This is a genomic window from Pseudovibrio sp. WM33, assembly GCF_001623165.1.
Classification (GTDB): Bacteria; Pseudomonadota; Alphaproteobacteria; order Rhizobiales; family Stappiaceae; genus Pseudovibrio.
Window position 1 is genome coordinate 55,225 of record NZ_LMCK01000152.1, and the last position, 10,273, is coordinate 65,497.

General features: G+C 51.5%; 14 protein-coding genes and 1 pseudogene. All 15 read right to left on the reverse strand.

The features are described 5' to 3' along the window. Window positions 1-57: 57 nt before the first annotated feature. Window positions 58-1,917: a hypothetical protein gene (locus PsWM33_RS25615; RefSeq protein ID WP_063302113.1), complete on the reverse strand. Its 1,860-nt coding sequence runs from the start codon at window positions 1,915-1,917 to the stop codon at window positions 58-60. Then, window positions 1,893-2,321 carry a DUF6950 family protein gene (locus tag PsWM33_RS25620; RefSeq protein ID WP_063302114.1) on the reverse strand — a complete coding sequence of 143 codons (429 nt, stop codon included), beginning with the start codon at window positions 2,319-2,321 and terminating at the stop codon, window positions 1,893-1,895. The genes PsWM33_RS25615 and PsWM33_RS25620 overlap by 25 nt, the downstream gene beginning before the upstream one ends. Then, entirely contained in the window at window positions 2,318-2,914 is a 597-nt protein-coding gene (locus tag PsWM33_RS25625; RefSeq protein ID WP_063302115.1) for a hypothetical protein, read from the reverse strand. The genes PsWM33_RS25620 and PsWM33_RS25625 overlap by 4 nt, the downstream gene beginning before the upstream one ends. After that, window positions 2,914-3,615 (reverse strand): hypothetical protein, encoded by a 702-nt coding sequence (locus PsWM33_RS25630; protein WP_063302116.1) that lies wholly within the window; start codon window positions 3,613-3,615, stop codon window positions 2,914-2,916. The genes PsWM33_RS25625 and PsWM33_RS25630 overlap by 1 nt, the downstream gene beginning before the upstream one ends. Next, complete coding sequence (locus tag PsWM33_RS25635) at window positions 3,616-5,862, reverse strand: phage tail length tape measure family protein (protein WP_063302117.1); 2,247 nt, start codon at window positions 5,860-5,862, stop codon at window positions 3,616-3,618. 3 nt (window positions 5,863-5,865) lie between these two features. Then, entirely contained in the window at window positions 5,866-5,991 is a 126-nt protein-coding gene (locus PsWM33_RS28740) for a hypothetical protein (RefSeq protein WP_275078583.1), read from the reverse strand. A gap of 26 nt (window positions 5,992-6,017) precedes the next feature. After that, the gene (locus tag PsWM33_RS25640; protein ID WP_063302118.1) at window positions 6,018-6,404 is read right to left on the reverse strand and encodes a gene transfer agent family protein; all 387 of its coding nucleotides are present in this window, start codon (window positions 6,402-6,404) and stop codon (window positions 6,018-6,020) included. Window positions 6,405-6,413: 9 nt separating this feature from the next. Further along, window positions 6,414-6,860: a phage tail tube protein gene (locus tag PsWM33_RS25645; RefSeq protein WP_057462213.1), complete on the reverse strand. Its 447-nt coding sequence runs from the start codon at window positions 6,858-6,860 to the stop codon at window positions 6,414-6,416. A gap of 15 nt (window positions 6,861-6,875) precedes the next feature. Then, window positions 6,876-7,298 carry a DUF3168 domain-containing protein gene (locus tag PsWM33_RS25650; protein WP_193778480.1) on the reverse strand — a complete coding sequence of 141 codons (423 nt, stop codon included), beginning with the start codon at window positions 7,296-7,298 and terminating at the stop codon, window positions 6,876-6,878. Further along, window positions 7,291-7,734 carry an HK97-gp10 family putative phage morphogenesis protein gene (locus PsWM33_RS25655; RefSeq protein WP_153040015.1) on the reverse strand — a complete coding sequence of 148 codons (444 nt, stop codon included), beginning with the start codon at window positions 7,732-7,734 and terminating at the stop codon, window positions 7,291-7,293. The genes PsWM33_RS25650 and PsWM33_RS25655 overlap by 8 nt, the downstream gene beginning before the upstream one ends. Beyond that, window positions 7,727-8,065 carry a head-tail adaptor protein gene (locus PsWM33_RS25660; RefSeq protein ID WP_057462215.1) on the reverse strand — a complete coding sequence of 113 codons (339 nt, stop codon included), beginning with the start codon at window positions 8,063-8,065 and terminating at the stop codon, window positions 7,727-7,729. The genes PsWM33_RS25655 and PsWM33_RS25660 overlap by 8 nt, the downstream gene beginning before the upstream one ends. Then, on the reverse strand, window positions 8,062-8,340 hold the full coding sequence (locus tag PsWM33_RS25665) for a head-tail connector protein (RefSeq protein WP_063302120.1): 279 nt from the start codon (window positions 8,338-8,340) through the stop codon (window positions 8,062-8,064). Before PsWM33_RS25665 ends, PsWM33_RS25660 begins: the two co-directional genes overlap by 4 nt. 2 nt (window positions 8,341-8,342) lie before the next feature. Continuing rightward, window positions 8,343-8,591, reverse strand: a complete 249-nt coding sequence (locus PsWM33_RS25670; RefSeq protein ID WP_063302121.1) for a hypothetical protein — start codon at window positions 8,589-8,591, stop codon at window positions 8,343-8,345. Between the two features lie 71 nt (window positions 8,592-8,662). After that, on the reverse strand, window positions 8,663-9,976 hold the full coding sequence (locus PsWM33_RS25675) for a phage major capsid protein (protein WP_063302122.1): 1,314 nt from the start codon (window positions 9,974-9,976) through the stop codon (window positions 8,663-8,665). Between the two features lie 14 nt (window positions 9,977-9,990). Beyond that, window positions 9,991-10,273 (reverse strand): annotated as a pseudogene (locus PsWM33_RS27565) (head maturation protease, ClpP-related); the annotation flags it as partial.

Sequence of the window (10,273 nt, forward strand, 5' to 3'; positions counted from 1 at the left end):
GAATGCTTGTTGCCTAAAACGCCGATGATGGAAAGAAAGTTCAATTTTTTCTTAGAGCTAAAACACTTCGAAGCTTTGAACCGGAGAGTAAGAAGAAGAGATGCCGGAGATCGTCAGCGACTTGGCGCGGACCTCGTAACTATGCCCGCCTATCAGTGTTCTTTGAGCACTCATATCGCCGGGTTCCAGCCAAATGTAAAAGACTTCCTCACCACCATCTGTAACATCAGCAAGTGCGATTTGATGTAACAACGACGCATTACTGTCAGATAGGGTGAAGGTCTTTTTCTGGTCACTACCGCTAACGGTTAGAGTGGGTGGATCTGGGTTGATCCCATTTTCCAGAGCAGGCAGAACCTCAGGAGGAGCAACACCATCCACCTCCTCATCATATTCAACATCTTCCTTTGTGATTGAGCGAGCTGAGAATGACACACCCACAAAATTCTCTTTGTCATCGATCAGATATTGGAGATCATTCCCAACCTCAAAGATGGCATCAACATCTTCAAGCGCACTTTGCAGCCTGATAAACCTCTCTCCAACAACAGCCAGTCCGCCAATATCAGCAACGCACTGGATCTCGTATTCGGCATTCAAACGTGCTGCTGTAGTTTTTTGTAGATGACGGCATTGACCGTGGTTCGAAGCCATCAAGAAATCAGCTGTCGTGATTTCTCGACCCAACGTGTCGGCATTGGGATGTTCAAACTCAATAGCATCTTGCTCGATGTAACCATGCGATGGGCTCACATACCGGCTTTTGATCACCGTCCCTGCACCAGATACGAACCGGCCTTGCGTAACTTCGAGAGATAATAAGTCATCGTCAGTCAGAACCACAGTTGGCTCTTGCCAACCTCCAACGGATAAACCGATCCTGCCGTTTCCAGTTAAGCGCAAACGTCCATCACAAGCCGTAAGCAGCCGTTGCAAAATGGCAGCTGGCGTTTCGTCAAACCGCGCCCACCCCGATAAGCTCCATTGATCGCGAACCGTATCCTCAGGACCAGCAACCTGAAGCCCGCTCAAGTCCGCAGCACTGGCAAAGTCATCCAGATCCAAAAGATCAACTGGTATCGCAAAACCGTTCTCAACCAACGGAGCTTTCAGGTGATCTTGTATGACCAGCGCTGCGTTGCTGCTGAACTTCCATGTCTCCGGATCATCAAGTGTCTGCTCTTGATCACGCTGATCAAATACAGGCGACAGATCGGCAATCGCAGAGAGTTCAGTACGCCACCCATTGGGAAACTTGGCGTAAACTTCATTAGTGCACCGCAGCTCAGCTGCTATCAAAGCCACCCCCGCACCCTGCCATTCCTCAGAATAGACCTCAGGGAACTCCTCTTGCATGTGCGTGAAGGCTGTTTGATTTAACCCACCTTCCCGTACATGAAGGCGCAAGTATCCATCGTATTCTTCATTGTTGACCTCACCGTCAGTGGACGAGACTTCCAAGCCATCAACCAAAAACGACTGCCAGAAAGAGACACGGCCATCACAAAAGGCAATCACCATGCAATAGTTGTTACCACTCGGCCACCGGCTACTCCCTGACTTCACAGCAGCAAAAAGCAACTGCCCTCCACCAACAGCCCTGCCCCATCCTTTTCGACGATATCCAACAGATTCTCTTACAATCTGTCGCTGACTGGTTGGCAGGGATTGCACGGGAGTCTGAGGAGCTGAAAGCAAAACACTAGCAATCGAAGCCCCGGCAGAAATGACAGCTCCAACTCCAATAGCGCCACCAATAGTACTGATCGCAGTCGCAATGGTTCCCACTGTAGCAGCCCCAGCCGCATAAGCCCCTCCAGCTCCTAAAGCGATCAGGCTGAGAGGAGCACTACCAATCCCGGCAGCAGCGGCTGCGCCCGCTATAAATGCTCCTATTGCTGGCAAGACCATTGGCATTCAGGAATCCTCCACGCTCTCAGACATCTCGCAGCTACCGGCAAAACTCCAAGCTCGCTGATTGTCCACCAGACATCGTCGCAATAAATCGCTCCGACAACACTGCGGCATGCCCGAGCCACAACGCACCCAACATCACCTGAACGAGGTTGACCAACCTGCTGAAGACCAGCAGACGTCATACCCAGATCCAGTATGTTCACCAGCCCGCCTGCTTCATGTACAAAAGCAAGAGCTTTGCCCTCGGTTTCATATCGCCCTCGCCAGCGTGCAGCCGGATCTGGACCGCCACAAAAAACAATCCAATCAGCAGGAAAACGGCAGCAGTCAACACAGTCTGGCTGATAACCAAACCCCTTGGCATAGGCATGCTGGAAGTAAGTCTGGAGAAGCTTCTCGCTCATACCAACTTGATTGGTGTTCCTCTGGCAATCACAGGAGCGTAGTTGAAAATCTTGTCACCAATATCTGGATACCGGCCCTTCTGGTCTGCTTCTGTATATCTGCCATAAGCTGCTTCAGCCCGATGCTCAAACACCGTCGCAACAAGAATTGAGAGGCTGTAACTTGGAGAACCGCCACCAACAGTCGGACCCTGACGTGCAGCCCTCAAGCGTCTCATCACATAAACCTGATTGAGAACCATAGGACCAACGAGCTGCAGCGTCCGTCGGTCCAGTATCATGGCATACTCAATGATATAGTTTCCATAAACCTCAGCCTGCGCATCCCACATCATTTTTTTGATGCAGGAAGGCAAACCATGCACCCGGAAGAATGCAGTTCCATTTTCCCCTTTGCTGGAAAACGGAACATTAGGCGCTTCAAGCTGCCCTCTCATCCCAAGGAACTTATTTGGATTGTCAGCAAACCGTCGGTCTACATTGCCATTCCAAATACAAACTGTCTCAGACGTGAAACGAAATTCCCAAGCCCTTGCAACACGTGCTTTGTTACGCCTGATAACTGCAATCTGCTCTTGCGAATATAAGCCCATCACTCACCTTCACTTGGCACATGCGGTTTCGTATTCTCAATGAACTGGAGCGAAGGCGCGGCATATCGGCCAAACTGCATCTCTACATTGAATGCAGCGCCATTAACAACAGTCACCATCACGACTGGACGCACAAACTCAACTTCATCTCTGATATAGATATCATCCCGAAGTTCTGGCCTGATCTGCACCTTTGCTGTCGCATCATCCTGCTCTTCAACAAAACGCACCTGATACAGGTGCCAGCCAACAGAGAACGCATGCCCAGGACGGATTTTTCCGCACGAGACTTTTTTGATACAGACAAAAACCGTACCGGCCTCAGCCTTCTTTGCAATCAAGGCTGTTGTGCCAGAGACAAAGAAACCTGCACCACCTTCAAACGTTTGACCGTTCGAGAATGTTGTGTCGCTCGGTTCTGACGCTTTGGGGTATCTGCCAAAATGATAAAACGGCAGCAGAACAGGCACATCTCGCCCATGCAATTGGGCCACGATGCCTTCGTATACATCTTGGTTCATGCGCCGAAGAACAGGTATCTCTACCAGTTTCGGACGCCAGATCCCCAATCCCGGCACCGAACCATTAGACAAGCGGCCAGTGAGCGACATGCGCTCTTCAGGGGTTTCCTGCGGATCTAGTCCCGACGCATAGTGACGCGGCATAAGAAGACAGCGTGGCCACTCAAGATAGGCAACCATCTAACCCACCTGCGCAGCAGTTTGGGCCTGCATAGCCGAGAAATTCTTTTGAACGAGTGCAACGCCAGCTTGTCCACCAGCGGCAATCAGACCAGCGCTTGATTGCTGCACTACCATTCCCGCAGTTTCTTGAATATGTGCTTCAAGAAACTTTGAAGTTTCTACTCGAATGCGCAGGCCAGACGCTAAACCTCCACCTCTAGCCTCAGGAAGCTTATGGAACGGAGTGATTGTTGCCGGCCCCTCAATCAGCTCAGGAACACCGCGCTCACCAGCAATGCCCCATTTGCCAGCCCCCAGGTTGCCCCCTTCTGCAAAAAAGCCTCCGAAGCTGGAGAGCAATGTTGACAGGACCCCCCCAACACCTCCACCGCCGCTACCAATTGAGCCAGTGAAGCTGGAAACAGAAGACTGCAACACCATCTTACCAATTTCGATGCCTATCCTGCCAAGCACATCAACGAACCGCTCCCCCTCAAATATGGCATCAGAGAGTCCGTTGGCGATGGATTGATTAACGCTCACCATTAATCGGCTTTGCCGAGTTTTCTCTTCAATTTCACCAGTTAGTCTGGAAACGGACTTGGCCCGCGCCTCAATCTCTTCCCGAAGCGTCAGTCCGGTTTGCACAGAGCGCTCATCAAGATCCAGTCCCTGCTGCTTTGCCATATCAAGCAGCTTGTATTTTGTAGTGAGCGCTGCAACTTCTTCGCGGGTACGGCCAAGCATCTCAACTCGGCGCTCAAGCGCAGTGACATCCTGATCACCCAGCCCCAAAACATCTGGACCCTTCTTGGTTGCAGGTCGTAAAGCCTCCTGAAGCCGAGCCTGTTCGCGAGCCATGCGGATGTACTCTTCGCGCTCTTTGGCAAGCTGTGTCCCACCCGTAGGCCCGACCTGCTGTGCAAGCGGATTAACAGTGCGATCAAATTCCAGAGCAGCCAATGCACCAGCGCGAGACACCGGATCATCATTGTATCTTAAGCGCACCTGAGCCTCTTCAAGCGAAGCCAGACCATTGAGCTTCATGGTCTCCATCGCATCAGCTGCGCGACTGATCTCATTGGCCATTGTGGTCGCATCTGTCGCAAGGTCTTTCAGCTGCACGCTATCGGCAGCATTTTTGAGGCGCTTGGTTGTATTTGCAGACTGGCGAGCAAGGCTTTCGACCTTCGCTAGCTCCAAGCCGACTTCTGCAATTTTATCATCAGGAAGCCCCGTCAGTATCGCACGCATCTTCGCAAGCGATTCAGCAACCTGCTCCATGTTGCCGCTTGCCCTTGCCCCGTCAAGCGTAGCCATCTCAGCAGCCCAGACCTTGACGAGATCAGAAGATTGCTCCAGCTCTGCATTGAGTTCCTTCAGTGTGTTCTCAACACCTTCAAGCCCGATAGCATCAATTGAGCGGGACTGACTGAGCGGGTTGCTCAACTGTTCAATACGATGCTGGATTGCCTGATACTTCTTCAGCTGAAGATCCAGCTCTGCAAAAGCTGCGTCTCCAGCTAAAAAATCTTCAAAGAAAGTATCTAAAGCAGTGTTGGTCTTAGATTGAGCGGTTTGCGCATCCAGCTGAGCCAATGCCCCGACCAGATTAAGCACAGCGCTTGTGACCTCACCGTAAGCGTCTCGCAAATTCTCCAGTCCATTCTTGGAATAATCAGAAATGGTACTCTTCGCTCGCGAGATCGCGCTTTCAGCTTCATTGAACGCCTTGGTGAAGGCATCAACTTTCTTGCTGGCGTCTTCTGCATTGTCACCCATGCTCAAGAGGACGCCAGCAAGAGGGAAACCAATCCCCGCAATCACCCCCAGAACAGGCATTAACAAGCCGACAGTACCAGTCAAAGCTCCAAAACCCGCTACAAGCTGCGGGATCTGCTGCCCCATGATCCGCATGGGATCAGTGCCCATCTCGAACTGCACCGCCATATCAGCAATCTGATTGGACGTGTTCTGGATGGCAAAGCGCCCACCTTTGGAGACATTGATGAAGCCTTGCATCTCCTTACCAGCACCTTGAGAGGCTTTCCCGATCTTGCCAAAATTATCGTTCATCCCGCCAGCAGATGCCTGAAGTTTCGCGAATTTCTGTTGCGTTTGCTCCAGTTGCTTCTGAAGCTTTTTGTTCTCCGCAGCCATCCGATTAGATGACTTAACCGCAGCAGCCGCGGAACGAGACATCTGATCATGGAACTTCTTATAGGTGACCTCAAGAGGGATAGTCAGGCCAGAATTCTTTCCCATCAATCAAAACCCTTCAATGCCCAGTTCCCGAAGCTCTTCATCTGAAAATTCACCGCTGGGGTTCCCAGATTTGCCACCATGGACCTCATTGTAACCCTCAACACAGGTCACATATTCCCATAGGCTCATCTGATCGATTTCTCGTGGAGTGAAGCCTATTGCGGCTCCTCGTTTGTAGAACTTGGAGAACTGCCAGAGTTCTCCTGTTGCCTCACCCCTGCCTGCTCCCCCACGGGATCATCATCCTCGCCTACGAGTGCATTGGTCAGGATCTCAATCGCAACAGGTTTGAACTCAAGCACCCCATGCAACTCAAACAGATGCAGAACCATCGGCCCTGCCTCTTTGTTTGACATTCCAGCACCGATCAAGCCTTGGCGTATGGTCTCAATCAGATCATCAATGAACCAGGTCCCTGTCGTGATGCGCAGGAGGATGACTTCAGGGCCAGCGTTGCAGTTCTTCTGCAACGCACGAAGCTGACCGATGTTCAGCACAAATTCGTGCTGCCCACCAATCCATTCAATGCTTTTGGCTTCCATAGATCAGGCTCAGGCTTTGTTTTCGATTTCAGGAGTGCCGACCATATTGATCTCAATAGTTTTCGTAACGCGCCCCTTACCATCAGAACGCGCCTGAGAGAGCTGAGACAAAATTGCAGGAGCCTTCTCCCATTCAGGATCGCCAGATGCCGCTTTTTTGTTCCCAAGACGTACCGGAAGGTGTTTTGCAGAATAAAACCAGTTCATCATCTTGCCGTGAGACTCCTGCGCCCAGGTTCCTTCTGCCGAAACAGAAACCTTCACAGAACGCACATCACTCAAGATCTCATTAGGCTTGCTCTCATCATCGCAATCCACGACCTCGGTCTCATCAACATTCGCCTGCCGCTGGATCGTAACACCCTTAAGGCCGCAAACTCTGGCGTAGTTACCATCTTCCGCAAAATCGACCTCAAGGACCATCTCCTCAAAACGCTCTGTTGTCGGCTTAGTCATGACAAACCCCTTTCGTTAGTGAACTTGGATTTCGAATGTGAATTGCAAAATTCCGTGCGTTACGCCCTCTTCTGGATCTGGAACAATCCGCTGAAGTTCCAGCTCGGTAAGCACGTTGCCAAAGGAAGGAAGAGGAAGCTCAGCACCGCTGAGTACATTGCGCACCGCTCGCAAAATCTGCTTTGCATGCACTCTGCCGGGTTTCTTTGACCAGCAATCAATTTGAACTGTGATTTCTTCTATGGTGAAGCAGTCGTGATGATCCTCAGATTCATCTTCAGGGCCAAGGCTCACATAACCTTGCTGATCCCCCCAAGGCGCTCCATCAGAGGAAGCTTTAGTGCTGTCATACACACCGTGCACCACCTCCATGAGCGCAGCGTCTCCCGCCAAAGCAGCAATCACGGCTTGCTGAAGCTCCAGATCTGGATTAGCCATCATTCAGTACCTTGATTGCTTTGTTAATACGCCGCGTGATCAGGGACTTCACAGCACGGCGCTGCGAGCGGTAAACGGGATAGAAGAAGGGATGGGATTTACGATCTTTGGTTCCAAACTCTTGGATTAAAGCATTTTGGAATTTGATGCCGCGCTTGTTGGTGACCATTGTGCTGGCGTTGCCTGCATAAATCACAATGCGAAGACCGCGCTCAGATGATTTCACTTTCCCAACCACCATGGCACCTTCAGGTGGTTTACCCCACGTCCAACCGATACTTGCAAGCAGTTCGCCCTCATCTTTGGGAACCAGCAGGCGCATGTACTGGACGATACGCTCTGCCCCTTCCTCCATAGCTTGCCGAGCAGCGTTCTTAACGGCATCAGGCAAGATTTTGCGCATGAACTGCCGAAACTCTTGCTCACCTTTAACCATCGATATCACCGCTTTCACAGGTCAGCTCAAAATAGAGCTGGTCATCTGTCGGGATCTTGCTGCGAATTGCGTAGATGGTACCTGAGAGAAGATCTTTCATACGCCAACTGGTTTGGATCGCCTCAGTATCTGGAGAGCGCCAGATAGTAACCACAGTCGGCTGAATACCTTCGAGGCGGGCACCGATCACACGCTCACCGCCGCGTAGAAACTTGAAGTGCGCACGCTCTTCAAAGCGCGGCTCGTAATCAGAGACATGGTTGCCATAACCATCAGACTTCGACACCAAAGCCTCGAACGAGACGACCTCCCGCATTGATTTACTGGTCATCCGGCAAGGTTCCTATAGGGAGCCATCATGACTTCATAAGCAGGAGGTGGAGGAGCATCACCACCCCGGCTGGTGTAGAGCGCAAACACATGCATGCTCAAACACGTCTTGATCGGCTCAGGAAGTCCATCTGGAAAGTCGGCCTTGAGATCTCGCCGCAGATATTGCGCAGCAAACCCTTCCGCCGTGCGAATAAACGTGAGGAGGAGATCGTCATCATGACCATGTGAAATGGCCAGATGACGCTTCACCTCTTCCAGCTCGATCAAAGACAAGATTACTCTCCACCCTCTTCGGATTCTTCCTCCCCTGCGTCTTCATTCGCAGGCCCGGTCAGATCGAGATACTTGATACTTTGCGCCTGCACTTGCTTGGCAGTCAGCCGCTTTAAAGGCGCATCATCACCTTCCATCAGCGGTTTGGTGACCTTTCGGGTTTTGGCGTCTTTGTCATTGACCTTGTAGACACAGCCAAACCGGAAGGTACCAAGGATGGTATGGCGTGTTGAGTTCACTTTGACGTACATGCTCATTCTCCTGAAAAAGGCTCTGCAATCAGAAGATTGCAGAGCCAGTTGGTGGCCTCGGTTATTCAAGATTACCCGAAGACGAAGTTGCCCTTCACCATCGCCGCAGCACGTTTGATCGCCAGAGCAACCCGTTTACGACCCTTCATGGTCAGCATGTCTTCAATGAAGTTGGTGTCGTGCTCGGAAGAAATGAGCACTTCAGTTTCCTGACGGTCATAATAAGTTCCCGCCATCGCCAGATCGCCAGTCAACCACTCGCCCGCAGACATGGTGTTGGATTCCACTACATCCTTACCCCAGAGCATTGGAGTGCTCATTGAACCTGGGTTACCGAAGATGTATCGGTCCTGACTATCTTTCAGGAGGTCAATTGCCGCCCAATCAGTCGGGTTCATCACAAAGGATGTTGAAACGTAATCCGCCAATGCGACCTGCAAAATGGCAAGACGCAGACGATCAATCCGCGTGGCATTGGGTAGGCCAGCAGCCGCAGCAAATGCCACAGCCTCAGTCAAAAGCCCCTTCAGGTTTTCACCCTGCCCATCACCAGCAAGGATCTGCTTTTCTTCTTCCAGATCCAGACCATAACGAAGCTCGGAGTCGATCTCCGTTTGCAGGAAGTCGGAATCTGCCAGAGCTTCCTCTGTGATATTGGTAACGTGGGCAATCTTTTTGACTTCAGAGGTGGCCTTCTCCCAACCAAAGCTGGATTCCGGCATTGTTCCCTCTTCGGCAACCATCGCCGCCTTACTGTCACGCACTGTCTGCTTTCGGTACTTCACCAGATCAGAACTGGTTTTGCCCTTGGTCAGCAGATCCCGGATAAGCAAGCGACGCCGAGGCATACGGATCGGATCACGTTCCTCTTCATGGTAGATCAAACCACCAGCCGAGCCTGCAGCAGTGGTGATTGCATTCGAGACGGTAATTCGCAGATTGCCTCGTGCACCACCATCGGCAAACGCCTTGATCCGGTCATCTTCCGCCACGAATGCCTGACCAAGTGTCATCACCGGAGTAGAGCCACCGCCGCCGTTCCCCTCAGCCACCTGCTGTGAGATTTCCAGCGTCTGGCTCTTGATGCCTTCCAGCGCGTTTTTCAGCTCATCAACAGTCTTGTTCAAAGCCGTCTGCTCAGTCAAAAGCTTGTCGGCTTTCTCTTTGGTTTCCTGCGAAACCTCGCCAGATTTCTTAGCCTGTTTGAGCGCATCTTCTGCTGTAGATTTCACTTTGTCGGTGACGTCATCCAGCTTCTGATTGACTTTGTCCAGTAGCGCTTCAGTGGTCATAGTGTCATTGCGTACCGACCCGACAACAGCATCAGGGCGAGCAAGAGCAAGTGCCGCCAAGCAAATGGCGGGCATGAGTGATTTCGTTCTCATGAATGTTCTCCGATTTACATGGAATCCAATTTATCGAGGAGGCTTTGCACTCCTGCTCGAACGGCAGCGCCAGACTTGCCGGATGGAGCAGCGCCAGACGTGCTCCCTTTCAAAGCCGCACAAAGTGAGCGACGTTTTGATTTTGGTACGTTGAGACGCGCAAGGAGGATATCAAGCTCCTTCTGCGCAGCATTTGGTGAGGGCTTATCGGAAGCTTGGCTTGGAGCCTGCTCAATCTCATCACTGGGAAGAAGCGTATCTGCAAACCCTTGTTCAACAGCACTCTCACCATTGATC